This window comes from Arthrobacter alkaliphilus (genome assembly GCF_021483235.1).
Taxonomy (GTDB): Bacteria; Actinomycetota; Actinomycetes; order Actinomycetales; family Micrococcaceae; genus Arthrobacter; species Arthrobacter alkaliphilus.
Genome location: NZ_JAKEEC010000041.1, coordinates 1 through 19814, shown reverse-complemented (window position 1 = coordinate 19814; position 19814 = coordinate 1). Strand labels below are relative to the sequence as shown.

Here is a 19814-nt window from a genome sequence, read left to right as displayed (position 1 = left end):
TGAACAGGGTAAACGGGCGGGGCATGGGTTCTCCTTGCGGGTTCTAGTAATTGACGACGGTGAGGGTGCTCTTGTTGTTGGCTGATTCTTCGATCGCAGCCAGCACCTTCTGGACGGCGAGGCCTTCCTCGAACGACGGCGACGGCGGGGTTCCGGCGTCGATGGCCAACAGGAAATCGCGGACCTCGTGGGTGAAGGTGTGCTCCCAACCGATCACGTGGCCCTGCGGCCACCAGGCGCCCATGTACGGGTGTTCGGGCTCGTTGACCAGGATCCTGCGGAAACCCTGCTCCCGGACGGGCAGGGTTGCGTCCATGAAACCGAGTTCGTTGATGGATTCCAGGTCGAACAGGAGCGAGCCCTTGTCGCCGTAGATTTCCATCGTGAGGGAGTTCTTCTTGCCCGCGGCCACGCGCGAAACCTCCACCGAGGCGACCGCCCCGGAGGCGAGGGCCAGCGTGGCCCACGCGGCGTCGTCGACGGTTACTTGTTCCGGACCGTCCGCTCCGGGCCGGCGGTCCACGAAAGTGTGCAGCCGGCCGGAGACCTCGGTGACAGTGTCCCCGAGGAGGAAGAGGACCTGGTCGATCGCGTGGGAGGCGATGTCGCCCAGCGCCCCGGACCCGGCGGTCTCCTTCTTCAGCCGCCAGGTCATTGGGGAGTCGGCGTCCACGAGCCAGTCCTGCAAGTAGGCTGCGCGGACGTGCCGAACTGTGCCGAGCCGGCCTTCCGCGATGAGCTCCTTCGCGACGGCGAGGGCCGGGACCCGGCGGTAGTTGAAGCCGATCATGGACTGCACCCCGCGGGACCGGGCCACGGCAGCGGCTTGCGCCATGGCTTCCGCCTCGGCCAAGGTATTCGCGAGCGGCTTCTCCACGAGCACATGCTTGCCGGCTTCCAGCGCCGCGATGGCGATTTCGGCGTGCATCCAGCCGGGGGCGCAGATATCCACGATGTGGATGTCATCGCGTTCCAGGACCGAACGCCAGTCGGTGGCGGACTCGCTCCACCCGTACTTGGCCGCCGCCTCGGCGACCAGTTCGGGGTCCCGGCCTACGAGCACTTTCTGCTCGAAGGCCGGAACGTCGAAGAAGCTGGCCACGTTCCGCCACGCGTTGGAATGGGCTTTGCCCATGAACGCATAGCCGATTGCGGCAACACCCAAGCTCGTGGGTTTTTTGGCGGTGCGGTCGGAGCTAGTCATGAGCGATTCCTACAGGGTGGCGGCCATCGGGTCCCAGTCCTCGGGGAGGGCAGGGGACGCCGCGGCTGAGCTGTCGACGCCCACGAAGGTGCCGGTTTCAGCGGACTCGGAAATGGAAACCAGGGTATCGACCACATGGTAGGCGAGGGTTCCTTGGGCGCGGTGGGGGACACCTGCGCGCAGGGATCGGGCCATGTCCAGTGCACCCATGCCGCGGCCGTTGGCCGGCCCCGTCGCGGGGATGATTTCCGGTTCTTCGGCTCCGGCACGCCAGAGCCTGAGGTCGCCGTCGAAGTAGTTCGGATCCGGCAGTTCGAGGGTACCTTCGGTGCCGGCGATCTCCACGAAACCCATCCGCACGCGCGGGGATTCGAAGCTGAAAACGCTGTGCGAGGACGCGCCACCCTCGAACTGCAGCATCGCGGAGACGTGCGTGGGGACCTCGACGGGGAACTCCTCGCCGGCCTTGGGCCCCGAACCGACCACGCGGACTTCCTTCGCCTTGGATCCGACGGCGGCCACTTTGCGGACCGAACCGAACGTCTGGACGAGGGCGGTGATGTAGTACGGGCCCATGTCAAACAGCGGACCCGCACCGTGGGCGAAGAGGAAGGCCGGGTTCGGATGCCAGGACTCCGGGCCGGGGGTCTGGAACATCGTCAATGCGGTCAGCGGCGTGCCGATCCCGCCACGTTCGATGACCCGGCGGGCGGTCTGCAGGCCCGCGCCCAAGAAGGTATCCGGAGCGCAGCCGAGGCGGATGCCCGCGGCGTCGGCCGTCTTCAACAGCGCCATTCCGGATTCGCGGTCCAGGGAGAAGGGCTTCTCGGTCCAGACGTGCTTGCCCGCGTTCACGGCCGCGGTGGCCACCTCGACGTGCGCGGCCGGGATGGTCAGGTTCACGATGATCTCGACGTCGGGATGATTCAGTGCCGCGTCAACGCCACCCCAGGCGGGGATACCGTATTCCTTGGCCCGCGCCTCGGCCGCTTCCTCGAACAGGTCCGCGATGACATGGACCTTCAGGTCCGGAAAGGCTGTCAGGTTGTCCAGGTATGCCTTGCTGATGTTGCCCGCGCCGATGACGCCGACGCCCACCGGCCCCTTGCGGGTGGACGGGGTGTTTTGGTGCGTTGCGTTGCTCATGCGTTCACGTCCTGTGCTGTTGTAGCGGAGCCCTGCAGGAAGGCGAGGCTTTCGGCGATGCCTTCGAAGATGTCTCCGGCGTAGTCGTCGAACTCGACGACGCCCACTTCGAGGGACTTGGCGGCAGCAACGACGTCGAGCACCGGGATGGTGCCCTGGCCCGCCGGCTGTTGGGCCTTGGTGTCGGTGGTGCCGGGGCCGTCCTTGATGTGGATGAACTTCACGCGCTCGCCGAGGCGGGCGAGCAGATCCACCGGGTTCTGGCCACCGACGTATGCCCAGTAGGTGTCCACTTCCAGGACGAGCTCGGGGTCCAGGAGGGATTCGAAGTATTCCAGGGCGGTGGTGCCTTCGATGGTGGATTCAAGTTCCCAGGCGTGGTTGTGGTAGCCCACCCGGATGCCGTATTCGGCGCCCTTCTTGGCCGCGGCGTTCAGCTTGGCGGCAGTGGCTTGGATGTCTTCGGCTTTCTGCCAGTGCTCGGCCGGCAGGTACGGGTCGATGACCGTGGAGATGCCAAGTTCCTTGGCGGCTGCGAAGATTTCGTCCTGGTCCTGGCTCAGCAGGGGTGCGTGGCCGGACGGGGCCCTGAGGCCGTTCTCCTTCAGGGCGGTGCCGAGTTCCTTGGCGGTGGCCACGAAGTTGTAGGGCTCGACCTGCGTGTAGCCGATCTCGGCAACCTTTTTGATGGTGCCCGGCAGATCCTCCTGCATCGCATTGCGCAGGGTGTACAGCTGGATGGAGTACGACATGGTTTTCCTTTGCGTTGTCGGTTTTGCGAGAAAGGCTAGTGGGCTAGCGGCCTGCAAGAGAGCCCCCGATGCCGCCGACGCTGAAGTATTTGTTCAAGGTGGCGAAGACGATGATGGGCGGCAGCATCATGACGACGGCCAGGGCCATGACGGCTGACCAGTCGGTGACGTTCTGCTGGAAGAAGGACTGCACGCCGACGGGCAGGGTGAAGATTTCGTTGGAGCGCAGGAACACGATGGCCACGAGGTAGTCGTTCCAGGCCAGGAGGAAGGCGAAGATCGCAGTAGAGAGCACACCCGGCAGTGAGTTGCGGAGCACCACCTTGGTGAAGGATCCGAAGACCGAGCAACCGTCGATCCAGGAGGCTTCCTCGAGGCTGATCGGGATGGAGTCGAAGTAGGCGGCCATCATCCACGTGGCCACGGTCATGGTGGAGCCGACGTAGATGATGGTCAGGCCCAGGAGGTTGTCCACCAGTCCCATGCCCGCGAACAGGATAAACAAGGGCACCACCGAGGTGATGATCGGCAGGGACTGCATGACAAAGAGCAGGAGGGAGTAACCGGAGACGGCCTTGGAGCGGCCGCGGGAGAGGACGTAGCCGGCGGGAGCGGCGACGGCGACAGATACCGCCACGGTGGAGAGGGTGGTGACGAGGCTGTTCTGGAGCCAGGTGGCGGCGAGGGTCCTGGAGAACACGCCGGTGATGTTTTCCAGGGTCAGCCCTATGGCGGTGCTGTTCGGTCCCGGGGTGAGGGCCAGGATGACGGTGACCATGATCGGTACAAGGACCAGCGCGGTGATGGCCAGGATGAGGGCGAAGCGCCACCAGCGTCCGCGCATGCCGGCTTCGGAGAGGACCCGGCGGGCCCTGTCGGGACCGTCGACGCCGAGCGACGGGCCCGATTCGGGGTGGGCGTGGAGGACTGCGCTCATTATTCGACGCTCGACTTTCGGATCTGGCGGTAAAGGAAGACCGACACGACGACGAGTGTGAGGGTCATGAGGAAGGCGATGGCGACGCCGGGTCCGGTCTGGAAGTCCTGGAAGACCTTGCGGTAGGCCAGGACCACGAGGGATGTGGTGGCGTCCACGGGTCCTCCGCCGTTGAGCAGGTAGATCGTGGGGAAATCGTTGACGCAGAAGATCGTCATGAGGATCCAGCTGATGTAGGTGGACCGGGCGATCATCGGCAGGGTGATCTGGGTGAACTGCTGCCATTTGGTGGCGCCGTCCATGCTCGCCGCTTCGTAGACGGTGGTATCCACGGAGGCGAGGGCGGCGGAGGTCATCATCATCATGAAGGGAAAGGACACCCAGACCTTGAAGACCATCACCAGGACTGCGGCCAGGTTCGGGTCCGCCAGGAACAGGGGCGTGCCCAGTCCGAGGTTGCGGAAAAGCGCAGGAATGAGGCTGTCCGGGGTGGCCACGAGCCAGTTCCACGCCGTGGAGGACACCACGATCGGCACCACCCACGGCAGGAGGAGCAGGACCTTGAATGTGCTCCCGGCCGGGATCTTGGTGCGAAGCAGCAGGGCCAGGCCGAGACCAACAGCCCAGGATCCGAAGACCCCGACGATGGTGAACCACAGCGTGAACTGAGCTGCCTTCCAGAAGGCAGGTGAAGACAGCACAGTGGCGAAGTTGTCGACGCCGACGAAGTTGCCGGTGTCGATCAGCGAGCCGTCATGGGTGGCTTGGACTCCGGCGTAGACCAAAGGGTACCCATGGATCAGGACAAGGAGAACTACGGACGGGAGCAGGAGCCAGAAGAAGGTCCTGCTGGTCTGGCCCGAGAGCTTGCTCTTGCGGTTCAGGCCCTCGTTCAGCTTGCGGGGACCGCCCCCGGACCCGCCGGGGGCAAGTCCCCGACGGGCCCGGGCCAAGCCCGACGGTGCAGTAGTTGATGACATGGCAGGTGTGCCCTACTTCTTGAGGACTGACTGGAGACCGGACTGGAAGGTGGTGAGCGCCGTCTTCGCGTCGGCCTTGCCGGTCAGGATTGTCTGCGTGAACTGGTTCAGTGCCTGGCCGCCGTCGAGGGCCGCGAGGTTTGCGTTGAGCGTGCTTCCTTGGGATGCGAAGGTCTTCGCGATGGGTTGCCATTCTTTGACGATCTTCACGTTGTTCGCGTTGCTCGCGAACTCGGGAAGCTCCGTGATGGACTTGAAGACGGGAAGGGCGGCCATGAGTTTCTGCTGCCACAGCTGCTTGAGCTGGCCCATATAGTACACGAGGAACGCCTCCGAGCTGTCCTGTGAAGGAGTGTTCTTGTACATCATGATGTTGTTCGGGAACACGAGCGTGGCTTTGTCCCCGTGCGGTCCGGCGATGGGACTTGCCACGGCAAAGTCACCCGAGGTGTCGCCGATCCGTTCCGCAGCACCTGCCTGGAAGACCCCGTAGCCGATCTTTTTGTCTTTCCACTGGGCGGACATGTTGTCCGTGGTGTAGCCGACTGCGGCGGGGTCGATGATCCCGTTCGATTGGAGTTCGAGGAGGAACTCCACTGCTTCGACGTTCCGGTCGTTCAGGAGGTCCAGCTGGCCGTCCTTGGTGAACACGCCGCCGCCGTTGTTGACCATCATCATGATCATTGAGTGGTTGCCGAAGTTGTTTCCGGCACCGGAGCCCGTACCGAAACCAACGGCGCCGATCTTCTTCAGGGCCTTTCCTGCCTCCAGCAGGGAAGCCCAGTCAGTAGGCAATGCGGCTCCGGCTTTGTCGAAGAGGGACTTCCGGTACCAGAAGACGCGCATGTCCAGCTGCCATGGAACGGCGACGTAGCCTTTGTCCGACTTGAAGGGTTCCAGGACGCCCGGCAGGAAGTCGTCGTACTGGCCGTTCTTCTTCAGTGCTTCGATGACCTTGTCCGCGTACGCAATCTGGCCTTGCTGTTCGAACTGGAAGGCCTGGAATCCGCCACCGGTGGACACCGCAGGACCGGTCTTGGACGCGATCGCCGAGGAGAAGGTCTGATAGAAGTTGTTCCACTGGATGATCTGGTAGCTGGCCTTGGCGTTGCTTCCGGTGGGTGCGTAGGACTCGGTGATTTTCTTCGCGGCGTCGTTGTACGCAGTGGTGGCCCACGGCATGTCCCAGAATTTGATTACGTCTCCGCCGCTGCTCTTCGAGGCGGAGCCGCCGCCACAGGCCGCGAGGGCGGGCACGGCCGCAGCGGCTGCTGCGAGGCCGAGGAAGCCGCGACGGGAAAAATTGCGGCTGGCTTCGGACTGGACATTCATGGTGGTTCCTTTCGGGACCGCTGCGATGTTTCGCGTTCAGGGCGGTCCGGCTCGTCGTCGAGAAGGTGAATGACTGTTTTGGTGCTTGTTTATTGCGGGTCGATGTTTCAGGAAGTGGTTCAGGAGAGAATCGCGATCGATTCCGTCAGCCGCGCAAACCGGGCCAGATCGGACGGATGCGTGCCGGCGTCGAGGTGTTCCTTGAGCCGCCGCCACGTGGTGCGGTGGGCAGATTCATAAAGTGTGGGCAAAAGGAGTTCTCCTTGCGGTCCGGTTGCCCTGACTTCCGCCGGCCAGGCGGCAAACGGTTCGGGGACCGCAATGCTGACGCCGCCGTCGTCGGTATAGAGCCGGAAGTCGACGCCGGGGCGCCGGGCATCGCTTAGTACGCCCTGGAGCGAAACGGGCGCACCATTCGCGAGCCGCGCGCACACCGTGTACCCGTGCGCTCCGCGGCGCACCACGCGAATGGCGTTCAGTTCTCCGGTGACGCGGACGACGGCGGCGAGGTGGTCGGTGAGCAACCTTTGCGGATCCGTGCCTGCCGCGGCCGTCGCGACGGTGTCCAGCATGGTGGCACGGCCGGCTACCGTGCGGACGGCTTCTTCCGCGCCGGCAAGTCCAGGGTTCGAAGCCCAGCGCCGGTCGAGGACCACTGCGGTGCCGGACGCTTCCGCGGCGTCGCGCAAAGCGGCGGTGTTTTCCGGCACCGGGTTGACGACGACGATGCCTGACGCTCCCGCGTCGATCGCCTTGATTGCCTCCGCGGCCCAGCCCGGAGCGCCGTCGAGTGCCGAGATTCGTGCGGCCTCCCCGGCTGCTACCGGTCCGAAGGTCGCCGGAAGGGAGGCAACCGCGAGTGCCACGGAGCCGCTTGATTCAGCCTGCGGGGTGGCGGTGACCGTGTACTGGTTGCTCATTGGCGGGCTCCTGCAAACTCTGCGGCGGCCTCATCCACCGTGGCGTCCGCAATGGCTATCGCGAAGGTGAGATCGTTGATGAGGCTTTCGGTGGGTGGAGGTTGCTTGGTTCCGAGGGCCAGTTGGGCGAGTTCGCGCCATTCACCCTCGTAACCGTTGTGTTCGAACGGTCCAAAGGTGGTGCTCTTTGTATCGCGGGTGCCCGTGCCGCTGGTGATGGTTGCGACGGCGGATCCTGCCTGAACGTACGACGGCGTGAAGTCGATGCGAAGGGTGGCATCGTCGGAAATCGCTTCGAACACCCATTCCGGCTTCCAGGTCTTGTTCATGGCCGCCCGCAGTTCGATGGTGCGGTCTCCGGCGCGAAGGGAGATCACATATCCAAAGGGCCGGACGTGACGGGCCTGCAGGACTTCGATGTCTTCGAAATCCGGGGCAAAGCGCCGGACGAGCGGGAGGTCGTGGATGGCGAGTCCCATGATCCCGCCGCGGAGGGCGCCCTTGATGACCTCGACGTCGCTGTAATCCGGTGTGCCGCCTGCGGGCCGGGTGATGATCTCGGTCGCGAAGTCTTCGAAGCGCGCGTTGGGCGGCAGGATGATGGATGAACGGATGGTGTGGACGTTTTCGGGCAGGTCGCCCCAGTTGGCTTCGGCCGCGAGCCAACCTGGATCGAAGGTATGCATCGCGCCCACGATGATAGGCACTCCGGTCTCTTCGCTTACTGCGGAGATGCGGGCAGCCTCGTCGCCGCTCATGGCGAAGGGCTTTTCGCAAAGTACGGCCTTCTTACCTGCGCGGCAGGCTGCGATGACTTGGTCTGCGTGGAACTGGTGGGGACTGCAGATCGCCACGATGTCGACGCCAGGATCGCCCAAGAGCGCGTCCATGCTGGTGCCGTGCGTGGCGCCGACCCGGGCTGCTACGGCTTCGGCAACCGCGGCGTCGACGTCCATGATGTGACGGACTTCCAGGATGTTCCGGAGCCGGGCGAGGGAGGGGAGATGGATCGCTTGGGTGACCGGGCCGGCGCCGAGGATGCCGACACCCAGCGGCTCCGGTGAGCTTAGCGGTGTTGCCTGTGAGTGGCTGGACAAGATCAGTTACCTCTTCGTAAACGGAATCTCCGAGTTTCAGCGCGGCTTCGTGGGCTACGTGATTCTTCTCACACACAAGCTACGACTACTTTTGTCGATGAGCAAGCAAAAGTTGAAAATTACCCGACGTGCTTTTTGTTGCGTGACAGCAATAACCAATCGTGCTATCACTAATCCATGACTTCAGCACCCGAAAAATCCCCGGGAAAGGAAGGCTCCTTACAGGACGCCGGAAGCCTTTCGCGTGCAGGAGATCTGTTCCAGCTTCTTCGCGACGGCCAGGCGCGGACCCGCGCCGAACTCGCGCTCACCACGGGGCTTGCCCGTTCCACCGTCGCCTCGCGCATCGACGCCCTCATGAACTCAGGGCTCGTCGGCCCTGCCGGGGAGGCGAGTTCCAGTGGCGGCCGGCCGCCGTCGCGCTTTGCCTTCAACCCCGCCGCGCGCGTTGTCCTGGCTGTCGACGTCGGAGCGACGCACGTGATCGTAGCGGTCACCGATCTCGGTGGAACAGTCCTGGCCGAGCACCGCCTCGCGCAGGAAGTCGCCGACGGCCCCGAGGTGGTGCTGGGCAGGGTGGTGGCGGAAGGACGGGAGCTCCTCAACGAAGCCGGCCGGAGCCTCGAGGACCTTGCCGGGATCGGCATCGGGTTGCCCGGCCCGGTGGAACACGACACGGGCAGGCCGATCAAACCGCCGATCATGCCCGGCTGGGACGGATTCGACGTGGTCCGTTACATGCAACGCTCGCTGCCGGTTCCGGTCCTGGTGGACAACGACGTCAACATCATGGCCCTGGGCGAACGCACAGCGTATTGGCCGGACCACGACAACTTGCTCTTCATCAAAATCGCCACGGGCATCGGGGCCGGGATCATCAGCAGCGGCGAGCTGCAGCGCGGCGCCAACGGCACGGCCGGGGACCTTGGCCACGTCCGGGTTCCCCGCGGCGACGACGTCCTCTGCCGCTGCGGGAACTACGGTTGCCTGGAGGCACTCGCCTCGGGACCCGCCGTCGCGCGCCAACTGCACGCCCAAGGGCTCGCTGCCAGCAATGGCGGGGACGTGTTGCGGCTCGTGGCCGAGGGAGACCTCCAGGCCATCCAGGCACTCCGGCAGGCTGGACGCGACGTTGGCGATGTCCTGGCAATGGTGGTCAATCTGCTCAACCCCTCGATGATCGTGATCGGGGGCAGCATGGGGGAGGCCGGCGAGCACCTCGTGGCCGGCATCCGGGAGGTTGTCTACCGGCGTTCGCTTCCGCTGGCCACCTCGCATCTGCGCATCGGCATCTCGATGGCGGGCGCCCGGGCCGCGATCCTCGGGGCGAGCCAGATGGTCACCCAGCACGTTTTGTCGCCGGCAGTGATTGAAGCCACGCTCCAGGCAACCGGCTGACGGGCGACACATGGCGTTCCGCCGCGGCATGCCGTGATAGCAATGAAGGTGATGCCTACTTTCCCCGCCTTTCTGTGCGCCCCATGACCAGCCCATTCCTCGCCAAGGTCCCGAGGGGCTGGCTCATCCTCGCGTGCATCGGCCTCATTGCCCTCAACATGCGGGGACCCTTCGTCGCGGTGGCGCCCGTGGTGGATTCCTTGAAAAGGGATCTTGGATTTTCACCCGAACAACTCGGGCTGCTGACGGGCATTCCCGTGCTTTGCTTCTCGCTCGCCGCGCCGCTGGCCTCAATGGCAGGACGCAGGCTCGGCGCGGAATTCGCCGTGATGCTAACTCTGGTGGGTGTGCTGGCCGGCGTCGTAATCCGCTCCGGCGGCGGGGGTGTTCCGGTCATGGCCGGCACCGTCCTCATCGGACTCGCCATCACCATCGGAAACATCGCAGTGCCGCTCATCATCCGCCGCGACTTCGCACCGCGACGCCAGGCAACCGCGATGGGTGTGTACACGGCGGCCCTCAACATCGGGTCCTTCCTGACCTCCGTGGCCACCGCTCCGCTCGCCGACCTTGTGGGTTGGCGGCTCGCGCTCGCGGCGAGTGCCGTCCTGGCGCTGGTGGCCATCCTGTTCTGGATCCCCACCGTGGGTGCCCGGCGGGCTTTCGTTCCCGCTGCGGTGCCACTCGCCGAGCGGTCGCGGGACGGCAAGGCGTCCGGCGTCGCGTGGCTGACCGTTGGCCTTACGCTCGGTTTCGCCGGCCAGGCATTCTCGTACTACGGCGTCACCGCGTGGCTTCCGAGCTTCCTGGCCGACGAACTGGGCATGGGCAATGCGCAAGCCGGCGCGGGATCGTCGCTCTTCCAGATTCTCGCGATTGTCGGTGGCCTCGGTGTGCCGCTGCTCGCCCGTTTCGCCAGTACGACGGCGGTGGCGTCCACCTTGGGTGCCCTGTGGCTCTCCGTACCTTTGGGCTTGTTGCTGGCGCCAGGATGGTGGTGGCTTTGGTCCTCGCTCGGAGGGATCGCGCAGGGCGGGGGCATCACGATCATCTTCATCGCCATCATCAGGTTCGCCCGCGACCAAGCCTCGGCAGGCAAGATGTCCGCCGTCGTACAGGGGGTTGGCTACTGCTTCGCCGCCCTGGCGCCGACCATCATCGGCTACGTGCACGGACTGACGGGCGGCTGGACCGTGCCGCTCCTGGTGATCCTGGGCTCTGTTCTGGCTTTCTGCGTCTGCACTACCCTCTCGGTGCGCTGGGTGGCCCGGCAGCGGTAAGTCCCTCTAAACAGCGGCGCGAACTGGCAGCAGATGCCCATTCCGCAGCTGTTTGCGGTCATCTGCTGCCAGTTCGCGTTCAAGAACTCCGTCGCTGGGCTGCCTCCCCGGCCTTCGGGGTCACTTGTTGCGAAGAGTGCAGGCAGCCCAGCGAACGGGGGCTTTTCCGGTCGGGCTTACGCGGCGACGAGTTCTTCCTTCGTGGCTTCCTCGCGGGCTTCCGTGAGGTAGCGGGCGTAGGCAGGGATGGTCAGGAAGGTGGGGAATTCGTCGGCGAGGGTGACTTCCTCGAAGATGCTGCGCGCATCGTTGAAGCGATCGTCGTCGAAGCGTTCCAGCCGTGCGAATTCCTCGTCCAGCAGGTCGTTGATCCACTCGCGGCTGATGATGTCGCCGCGATCGGTGATGGCGTGGGCGTTGATCCATTGCCAGAGCTGCGATCGGGAGATCTCCGCCGTCGCCGCGTCCTCCATCAGGTTGTGGATGGCCACGGCGCCGTTGCCCCGCAACCAGGACTCGATGTAGCGGATGCCTACCTCGATGTTGTTCCGGATGCCGGCTTCGGTGATGGTGCCCTCGGTGGAAGCGATATCGATCAGCGCCCTGTCGTCGGGGATGACGTCTTCCCGCGAGCGGTCCAGCTGGTTCGGACGATCGCCGAGTACGCCGTCGAACACTTCGCGGCACACCGGAACGAGGTCCGGGTGGGCAACCCAGGAACCGTCGAAACCGTCGCCGGCCTCGCGGGTCTTGTCCGCACGGACCTTCTCGAAGGCCGCGGTGTTGGCGGCCTCGTCCTTGCGGTTCGGAACAGCCGCAGCCATGCCGCCGATCGCCATGGCACCGCGGCGGTGGCACGCCCGGACCAGTTGCTCGGTGTAGGAGCGCATGAACGGCTGGGTCATGGACACCTGGCCGCGGTCCGGCAAGACGAAGCGGGGGCCGCGGGTGCGGAAGTTCTTGATCACGGAGAAGATGTAGTCCCAGCGCCCGGCGTTCAGGCCCGAAGCATGGTCCCTAAGCTCGAACAGAATTTCCTCCATCTCGAACGCTGCCGTGATGGTTTCAATCAGTACTGTGGCGCGGATCGTGCCCTGAGGAATGCCCAGCAAGTCCTGGGCCAGGATGAAGATGTCATTCCAGAGGCGGGCCTCAAGGTGGTTCTCGATCTTGGGCAGGTAGAAGTACGGGCCCTTGCCCTGCGCCAGCAAGCGGCGTGCGTTGTGGAAGAAGAAAAGGCCAAAGTCGACGACGCCGCCGGCAACAGGCTTGCCATCGATGAGCATGTGCTTCTCCGGCAGGTGCCACCCACGGGGCCGCACCACGATGGTGGGCAGGTCCTCGGCGGCGCGGAGCTTGTATTCCTTGCCCTCGGGCGAAACGAAGTCGATGCGCCGCTCCAGGGCATCCGTCAGGTTCAACTGGCCCTGGATCACGTTGCGCCACGTGGGCGTCGAGGAATCTTCCATGTCTGCCAGCCACACCTTGGCGCCCGAGTTCAGCGCGTTGATGGTCATCTTGCGGTCGACCGGTCCCGTGATCTCAACCCGTCGGTCTTCTAGCCCCGGCGCCGGGGGAGCGACGCGCCAGTTCGGGTCGTTGCGGATTTCGGCGGTCTCCGGAAGGAATCGGGGATCCTGGCCACTCGCAATCTGGTTGCGGCGGGCGTGCCGCGCCTGCATCAGCTCCTGGCGGCGCTCCGCCGTCGCGCGGTGCAGCTTAGCCACGAACTCCAGCGCGTCCGGAGTGAGGACCTCGTTCTGCCGGTGAATGGGCTGGGCGGTCAGCGTGATGCCGTTGATCGTGTAATTATCGGTGAAGCTGTTCATTTCAATCTCTCCTCGGAGAAGCAAAAGTTTGACGGTGGCCGGGCTGGTCGGTTGGGCCGCTGTGGCTCGGTTCGGCCGCTGTGGTTGGGTTCGGCCTTCGGACCGGCATCGCTCTGCCTGCTATTCCCCACGTCCCGGTTTCGACCTCGCTGAGCGAGGACGGACCGGGACGCAGGGCCCCTTTTACGCAGGCTGCCGCGGCACCGGCTCCTTCGGCCTTGTGCCCAAGGTGCCGGAAGGCAGCCGGTCAAGGTGATCCGGAAGCGTGCGTAAAGGGGCCCTGTCCCCGTCCTCGGCCGAGCCCTGCGAGGCCCTTGGGCGGGGATGGGGATAGCACGCGGAGGATTGCCTTGGCTGGCACCCAACCAGCGCGGTGCACTGCCGGGCCGCAGGCCGGTGGTCAGGCGGGACCGCCGTCGGGAATGCGGGTTAGTGGAACTGGCCTTCTTCGGTGGATCCCACCAGGGCCAGGGTGGACGCGTTCGGGTTGAGCGCGGTTGCGATGTCGTCGAAGTAGCCGGTGCCGACTTCGCGCTGGTGCTTGGTTGCGGTGTAGCCGCGGGACTCGGAGGCGAACTCCTTTTCCTGGAGTTCGACGTAGGCGCTCATGCCTTCGCGGGCGTAGCCGTGGGCGAGGTCGAACATCGAGTAGTTCAGGGCGTGGAAGCCGGCCAGGGTGATGAACTGGAAGGTGAAGCCCATGGCGCCGAGTTCGCGCTGGAACTTCGCGATGGTGGCGTCGTCCAGGTGCTTCTTCCAGTTGAACGACGGCGAGCAGTTGTAGGAAAGCATCTGGTCCGGGAACTCGGCCTTGACGGACTCGGCGAATTTGCGGGCCAGTTCGAGGTCCGGGGTGCCCGTTTCCATCCAGATCAGGTCGGAGTACGGGGCGTAGGCCTTGGCGCGGGCGATGCAGGGTTCGATGCCGTTGCGGACCTTGTAGAAGCCCTCGGCGGTACGAACCGGCTGTCCGCCTTCGCGGAGGATGAATTCCTGGTCGCGCTCGTCGACGTCGGAGGTGATCAGGGTTGCTGCCTCGGCGTCGGTGCGGGCTATGACGACCGTCGGGGTGCCGGCGACGTCGGCCGCGAGGCGGGCGGCGTTCAGGGTGCGGATGTGCTGCTGGGTGGGGATGAGCACCTTGCCGCCGAGGTGGCCGCACTTCTTTTCCGAGGCGAGCTGGTCTTCCCAGTGCACGCCCGCGGCGCCGGCCTGGATCATGGATTTCATGAGTTCGTAGGCGTTCAGCGGGCCGCCGAAACCGGCTTCGGCGTCGGCGACGATCGGGACCAGCCAGTCTTCAACCGTCTGGACGCCCTCGGAGAATTCGATCTGGTCCGCGCGGAGCAGGGCGTTGTTGATGCGGCGGACCACCGTGGGAACCGAGTTGGCCGGGTACAGCGACTGGTCCGGGTAGGTGTGGCCGGAATTGTTGGCATCGGCCGCCACCTGCCAGCCCGAAAGATAGATGGCCCGCAGCCCGGCCTTGACCTGCTGGACGGCCTGGTTGCCGGTCAGTGCCCCGAGGGCGTTGGTGTAACCGCCCGTGGTCGCTTCTTCGGTGAGTTGCTTCCACAGCTTCTCGGAACCGCGCTTGGCCAGGGTGTGTTCTTCGGAGACGCGGCCGCGGAGGCGGACGACGTCGGTGGCCGAGTAATCGCGGGTGACGCCTTCCCATCGCGGGTTGGCAGCCCATTCGAGCTCCAGTGCGGCGGCCTGCTGCTGAGCGGAGGTGGGCTGCCCTGGTTCAAATGCTGCGGTCATTGTTCTGTCTCCTTTGACGCTACTTTGGCGTGTTGCTGAATATGTCGCCCCGGCCGACCTTTGCTGCGCCATTGCAACTTCAGATCGACCGGGACTTCGTGGTTATTACTTTTCAGCACTTCCAAACGGCTTTCTAGATAAAAACCATGGAAAGAAATGCAGTTCTTCGCGTATCCTCAAAAAATGTCACCTGTGAGCTGGAACCGCGAAGTACCGCCGCCGTCGTCATCCGCTTCCACCGCGGAACTGGACGTCATCAGCCTGGGGCGCCGGGTGCGGCATCTGCGCAAACAAGCTGGGCTGACCCTCGACGACCTGAGTTCCGCCGTCGGGACCGCCCCCAGCCAGCTGAGCCTGATCGAGAACGGTAAGCGCGAACCGAAGCTCGGCCTGCTGAGGCAGCTGGCGGCGGCACTGAATGTGGGCATCGAACAGCTGCTCGGAGCGCAACCGCCCAGCCGCCGCGCGGCCTTGGAAATCGAGCTCGAACGGTACCAGCGCGGGCCGCTGTACGAGTCGCTGAACCTGCCGAAAATCCGTGTCAGCTCACGGCTGCCGCTCGACGTCCTCGAGTCGCAAGTGGGCCTCCTCCAGGAGCTTGAACGCAAGCTCAACGAGCAGGTCGCGACGCCGGAAGAGGCCCGCCGGGCGAACGGTGAACTGCGTGCCATGATGCGTGAGCGCGGCAACTACTTCCCCGAGTACGAGGCCGAAGCGCAGAAGGTCCTCAAAGGCGTTGGCTACACCACCGGGCCCTTGAGCCAGCACGTCATTGCCGACATCGCCAACCACCTTGGTTTCACGCTGCACCACGTGAGCGACCTGCCCCATTCCACCCGTTCCGTGACCGATCTGAAGAATCACCGAATTTATCTGACGCAGAGCCAGCGGCAGGACCACGATCCGCGTTCGGTCCTCCTGCAGGCCTTGGGGCACTACGTCCTGGGCCACGAGACACCCAAAAGCTACGGAGACTTCCTGGCGCAGCGCGTCGCGACGAACTACTTCGCCGCGGCGCTCCTGCTGCCGGAGCACGCAACCGTGGAGTTCCTGCAGAAGGCGAAGGCCGCCAAGGAAATCGCGGTGGAGGACATCCGGGACGCCTTTGCTGTCTCCTACGAAACCGCCGCACACCGCTTCACCAACCTCGCGACGAAGCACCTGGGCATCACCACCCACTTCCAGAAAACCCACCAGAGCGGCATCATCTACAAGGCCTATGAGAACGACGGCGTGACCTTCCCGCAGGACCACACCGGCGCCATCGAGGGCCAACCGTCGTGCAAAGCCTGGACCTCGCGGGCAGTGTTCGGCGTGCCGGACAAGTTCAGCGCCTACAGCCAATACACCGACACGCCATCCGGCACATATTGGTGCACGGCGCGTACCGAGCGCTCGGCAGCGGGAGAGTTCTCGCTCAGCATCGGTGTGCCCTACCAGCACGTGAAATGGTTCCGCGGGAGGGAGACGACGGCGCGGGCTACTTCGACGTGTCCGGACCCGAACTGCTGCAAGCGCCCGCCGGCGTCGTTGGCCTCATCCTGGGCAGGCAATGCTTGGCCGTCCGCCCGCGCCCACTCGCACCTGCTGGCCGCCATGCCGCCGGGCGCGTTCCCCGGCGTCGACGAGACCGAGGTGTACGCGTTCCTCGAGGCGCACTCGCGGTAGTTAGTGTGGCGGCGTGATGCGGCGGAAGGACTAGCCCTTGGGGACCGGGTAGCTCAAGTGCGTGACGCCGACCCCCTCGACGACGGTCGGGTTGCCCAGGGTGAGCGGCGCGTTCTCAACGCGATCAAAGAGCCGGACACCGGACCCGAGCAGCAACGGAACCAGGTCGACGCGGATTTCGTCAAGCAGGCCGGCGTCGAGGCACTGCCGAATGGTGTCTGGCCCGTGCATGCCGACGATCTTGTCTCCGGCCGCGGCCTTCGCCTGCGCGACGGCGCTTTCCAGCCCGTCGGTGATGAGATGCACCGCGGAGTCGGAACGCGGCCAACCCTCCGGCATCTGATGCGTCACCACAAACGCGGGCACGCCGAACGGGTGTTGGCCGCCCCAGGCCTCGGCGCGGTCGGAAGTGCGCCGCCCGGTGAGCATCGCCCCCACCTCGCCCATCAAAGCCCGAAGGTATTCGGCGCTCGCTTCGGAAACATGGAACGTGAAGCCCGGGTTGGACGTGGGGACGTCGACATCGCCAGCGAAGTACCAGTCGAAGACCTCGCTGACACCGTCTTCAACATCCGCCACGTAGCCGTCGAGGGACATGGACATGAACGCGACTACCTTGGTCATTGCTTCGCTCCTGTGGGATCGGACGGTTTGGCCGGCAGGGGCCGGGTCAGACGGACATGGCCCAGGACAATGCCGCATCGCGCCGAGGCTCGGATGGGTCTATGAGCCTGATTCTGTCAACGAGCTTCACGCGGTCGATGAGCGATGACTGGATGAGAGCCAGAACGAATGCGTGGTCCTTGGGGCGTGCCGCGATGAGCTTCGCGGCGCACAGATCGTAGGGATCGAGGCAAAGCCCGGTGCTGTTCCGGGTCCGCTCATTGCGGACGCCGACGAGCCGGTATTCCCAGTCCTCCGGGAGCACCGCAGTCTCCCTTTCGGCCGCCTGGATGTAGAATCCGAACTCCTTGTGGAAAGGCGACCACTCACCCAGCGCGGAGTCGATGTTGTCCGCGAGAGTGCCGGCGTCGTCGTCGGAAAACGGCGCGATGTCGACGGCGTCGGACATGATGATCGCGGCAGGTAGTTCGTCCTCCGTGAAGGAGCCCAGAATCGACTGACTGCCGATCACGATCACCCGGTCGCCGTGGATGACATCCGCAGCGGCCCGTATGGCGTGTTCCAGCTCGTCGCGGCGCATGGCTGTACCGTACCCCGGCCCGGGCCGATTGTCAGTAGCCGCCCCGCTGCCGCTCGCGTTCAGCCAGCACCGTCGCGACCTTTTCAATGAGCTCGTAGGGTATCGGCTTCGCCAGCGGGAATTTCAGGGTGCCTTTTGCCGCACGGTACGGGGCTATTTCCTGTTCGAATTCGGCGTCACCGCCGGGCACGGGATAGACCGAAATGTGGTGCTTCCAAGCCGCGAAATACAGGACGTAGTGCCCATTGACAGTGATGGTCGGGATTCCGTAACTGATCCTCTCGCCGGCGCCGGGCACGGCAGAAAGAGCCCGGCGGCGGAGCTCCCGCAGGATCTCCTGCACATCGCCGGGTTGCGCCGCGATGTAGTCATCCACAGTGTCGAAGTTCCCTGCCATGCGCCCGCCCCTTCCTGACTCGCCGGCACCGTGTTGATCTTCGAAAGCTGCCCGCCGTCGCCGTGCTCTTGGACCAAGCTTCCCTTAGCGCGCGCCGCCCTGCCAGAGGGCATCGAACGGGGCATGCCACTGCGCCCACTTTGGGGGCTGCAAACACTTCGAGAGTCTCGCCGTGCACGAATGACCAATATGACCAAAACCTCCTGGTGGAAGTTACCCGGCGGTAGGGTGGCGGCGGCGCGGCCGGTGGCGGCGTCGTCCAGGAAGGTTCATAGATGAGCACCCAAGAAGCAGCGCCCCGGAGCGAGTCCGCGCAGACCCGCAAGGCAGTGGGCAATATCCTGAAAGGCTCCGCGGGCAACCTCGTGGAGTGGTACGACGTGTACATCTACACGGCGTTCTCGGCCTACTTCGCATCCCATTTCTTCAGTTCCAAGGACCCGCTGCAAAGCAACCTTGAGGCCATGGCGGTCTTCGCCGTGACATTCCTGATGCGCCCGATTGGCAGCTGGTTCTTCGGCCGTTTTGCTGACCGCAAGGGCCGCAAAGCAGCATTGACCCTGAGCGTGACCATGATGTCCGCCGGTTCCTTCGCCATCGCGATCCTGCCCACCAAAGAGATCATCGGGGTATGGGCGCTGTTGCTGCTGATCCTGATCCGGCTGATCCAGGGGTTCTCCGTTGGCGGCGAGTACGGAACAAGCGCCACCTACATGTCCGAGGCAGCGACGTCCAAGCGGCGCGGCTTCTTCTCCTCCTTCCAGTACGTGACGCTGATCGGCGGACAGATGCTGGCGCTGCTGGTCCTGGTCATCCTTGAGCAACTGCTTGGCAAGACGGCACTGGGGGAATGGGGTTGGCGCATCCCGTTCCTCATTGGTGGTGTGGCCGCGCTGGTGGTCCTGTGGCTTCGCCGCTCCATGGAAGAGACCATCTCCGCCGAACAGACCGCCGCAGCCGCGCATGCTCCCGCGGCGGGCGAAGCCCAGCCGGGCACACTGAAACTACTGCTCACCAAGCATTGGCGTGCGCTGCTCATCTGTATCGGTGTAACCCTCGGCGGGACCGTGGCGTTCTACACGTACACCAACTTCATCCTGTCCTTCATGCAGAACACCAGCGGCATCGCGAAGGAAAGCAGCAGCCAGATCAACTTCTGGGCTCTGCTGATCTTCATGTGCCTGCAGCCGGTCTATGGCATGGTTTCGGACCGTGTAGGCCGCAAGCCCTTGCTCCTGTGGTTCGGGATTCTGGGTGTGCTCTGCACCTGGCCGCTGCTGTCCGCGTTGAGCGCGACCAAGGATCCGTTCATGGCCTTCCTGCTCATGATGGGCGGGCTCCTGATCGTGGGCGGATACACGTCCATCAATGCCCTGGTGAAGGCCGAGCTCTTCCCCTCGTCCATCCGGGCGCTCGGCGTCGGCCTGGGCTATGCGGTGGCCAACTCGCTGTTCGGTGGCACCGTTCCGCTGGTGGGTGCCGCGCTCCAGAAGGCCGGGCAGGTGGAGGTCTTCTTCACCTACGTGAGCGTGGCCATCGGGATCTCGCTCTTGGTGTACATCTTCGCCCTGAAGAACAAGAAGCCCACCCATCTCGACGACGAGCAAGGCAGCGCCTTCGGCTCTCCGATTGCCGACAAGGACTCCGTGAGCGCCTAAACCCGGGGTGCCCGACGGCGGGTGCGCGACGGCGGGTAGCTGGCCTTCGAAAGCCGCCGCCCGCCGTCGTGGTGCTGCCGGACGCCCGGTCAGAAGTTGCGGGTTTCCACCGGACGCCCGGTCAGAAGTTGCGGGGTTTCCCGTGACGCCCGGTCAGGTGTTGCGGGTTTCCCCGGACGCCCGGTCAGAAGTTGCGGGGTTTCCCGTGGCGGATTCCAGTGGTGGTTGCAACACGTCCTTTTATGCTG

17 protein-coding genes are annotated in these 19814 nt (G+C 64.7%); 4 read left to right on the top strand and 13 right to left on the bottom strand.

From position 1 onward, the window contains the following. Positions 1–43: 43 nt before the first annotated feature. The 8 genes from L0B83_RS19045 to L0B83_RS19010 form a co-directional block, all read right to left on the bottom strand. Positions 44–1204 carry a Gfo/Idh/MocA family protein gene (locus L0B83_RS19045; RefSeq protein WP_234760147.1) on the bottom strand — a complete coding sequence of 387 codons (1161 nt, stop codon included), beginning with the start codon at positions 1202–1204 and terminating at the stop codon, positions 44–46. A gap of 9 nt (positions 1205–1213) precedes the next feature. Then, entirely contained in the window at positions 1214–2350 is a 1137-nt protein-coding gene (locus tag L0B83_RS19040; protein ID WP_234760146.1) for a Gfo/Idh/MocA family protein, read from the bottom strand. Continuing rightward, positions 2347–3102, bottom strand: a complete 756-nt coding sequence (locus L0B83_RS19035) for a sugar phosphate isomerase/epimerase family protein (protein ID WP_234760145.1) — start codon at positions 3100–3102, stop codon at positions 2347–2349. The genes L0B83_RS19040 and L0B83_RS19035 overlap by 4 nt, the downstream gene beginning before the upstream one ends. 43 nt (positions 3103–3145) lie before the next feature. Next, positions 3146–4039, bottom strand: coding sequence for a carbohydrate ABC transporter permease (locus tag L0B83_RS19030; protein ID WP_234760144.1), 894 nt, complete (start codon positions 4037–4039; stop codon positions 3146–3148). Beyond that, entirely contained in the window at positions 4039–5019 is a 981-nt protein-coding gene (locus L0B83_RS19025; RefSeq protein WP_234760143.1) for a carbohydrate ABC transporter permease, read from the bottom strand. Before L0B83_RS19025 ends, L0B83_RS19030 begins: the two co-directional genes overlap by 1 nt. 12 nt (positions 5020–5031) lie before the next feature. Continuing rightward, complete coding sequence (locus L0B83_RS19020; protein WP_234760142.1) at positions 5032–6351, bottom strand: ABC transporter substrate-binding protein; 1320 nt, start codon at positions 6349–6351, stop codon at positions 5032–5034. 119 nt (positions 6352–6470) lie between these two features. After that, positions 6471–7271, bottom strand: coding sequence for a hypothetical protein (locus L0B83_RS19015; protein WP_234760141.1), 801 nt, complete (start codon positions 7269–7271; stop codon positions 6471–6473). Then, the gene (locus tag L0B83_RS19010) at positions 7268–8368 is read right to left on the bottom strand and encodes a Gfo/Idh/MocA family protein (RefSeq protein WP_234760140.1); all 1101 of its coding nucleotides are present in this window, start codon (positions 8366–8368) and stop codon (positions 7268–7270) included. The genes L0B83_RS19015 and L0B83_RS19010 overlap by 4 nt, the downstream gene beginning before the upstream one ends. Positions 8369–8545: 177 nt before the next feature. Between L0B83_RS19010 and L0B83_RS19005 the strand changes: the two genes are divergently transcribed. Both L0B83_RS19005 and L0B83_RS19000 read left to right on the top strand, forming a co-directional pair. After that, on the top strand, positions 8546–9766 hold the full coding sequence (locus L0B83_RS19005) for an ROK family transcriptional regulator (protein ID WP_234760139.1): 1221 nt from the start codon (positions 8546–8548) through the stop codon (positions 9764–9766). 83 nt (positions 9767–9849) lie between these two features. Beyond that, positions 9850–11046 (top strand): MFS transporter, encoded by a 1197-nt coding sequence (locus L0B83_RS19000; protein ID WP_234760138.1) that lies wholly within the window; start codon positions 9850–9852, stop codon positions 11044–11046. 176 nt (positions 11047–11222) lie between these two features. Here the strand turns inward: L0B83_RS19000 and aceB are convergent, their stop codons facing one another. Both aceB and aceA read right to left on the bottom strand, forming a co-directional pair. After that, positions 11223–12875, bottom strand: a complete 1653-nt coding sequence (aceB, locus tag L0B83_RS18995; protein ID WP_234760137.1) for a malate synthase A — start codon at positions 12873–12875, stop codon at positions 11223–11225. Between the two features lie 429 nt (positions 12876–13304). Continuing rightward, positions 13305–14639 (bottom strand): isocitrate lyase, encoded by a 1335-nt coding sequence (aceA, locus tag L0B83_RS18990; RefSeq protein WP_234760136.1) that lies wholly within the window; start codon positions 14637–14639, stop codon positions 13305–13307. 156 nt (positions 14640–14795) lie between these two features. Between aceA and L0B83_RS18985 the strand changes: the two genes are divergently transcribed. Then, positions 14796–16307 carry an XRE family transcriptional regulator gene (locus tag L0B83_RS18985; protein WP_234760135.1) on the top strand — a complete coding sequence of 504 codons (1512 nt, stop codon included), beginning with the start codon at positions 14796–14798 and terminating at the stop codon, positions 16305–16307. 30 nt (positions 16308–16337) lie between these two features. Here L0B83_RS18985 and L0B83_RS18980 read toward each other — a convergent pair whose 3' ends face one another. From L0B83_RS18980 to L0B83_RS18970, 3 genes are read right to left on the bottom strand one after another with little or no spacing between them, the layout of a single operon-like run. Then, positions 16338–16931: a dihydrofolate reductase family protein gene (locus L0B83_RS18980; RefSeq protein WP_234760134.1), complete on the bottom strand. Its 594-nt coding sequence runs from the start codon at positions 16929–16931 to the stop codon at positions 16338–16340. A 46-nt stretch (positions 16932–16977) separates the two neighbouring features. Beyond that, positions 16978–17511, bottom strand: a complete 534-nt coding sequence (locus L0B83_RS18975) for a DUF6036 family nucleotidyltransferase (protein ID WP_234760133.1) — start codon at positions 17509–17511, stop codon at positions 16978–16980. A gap of 31 nt (positions 17512–17542) precedes the next feature. Then, the gene (locus L0B83_RS18970; RefSeq protein WP_234760132.1) at positions 17543–17908 is read right to left on the bottom strand and encodes an iron chaperone; all 366 of its coding nucleotides are present in this window, start codon (positions 17906–17908) and stop codon (positions 17543–17545) included. Between the two features lie 275 nt (positions 17909–18183). Between L0B83_RS18970 and L0B83_RS18965 the strand changes: the two genes are divergently transcribed. Continuing rightward, positions 18184–19566: an MFS transporter gene (locus L0B83_RS18965; RefSeq protein ID WP_234760131.1), complete on the top strand. Its 1383-nt coding sequence runs from the start codon at positions 18184–18186 to the stop codon at positions 19564–19566. Positions 19567–19814 lie beyond the last annotated feature (248 nt).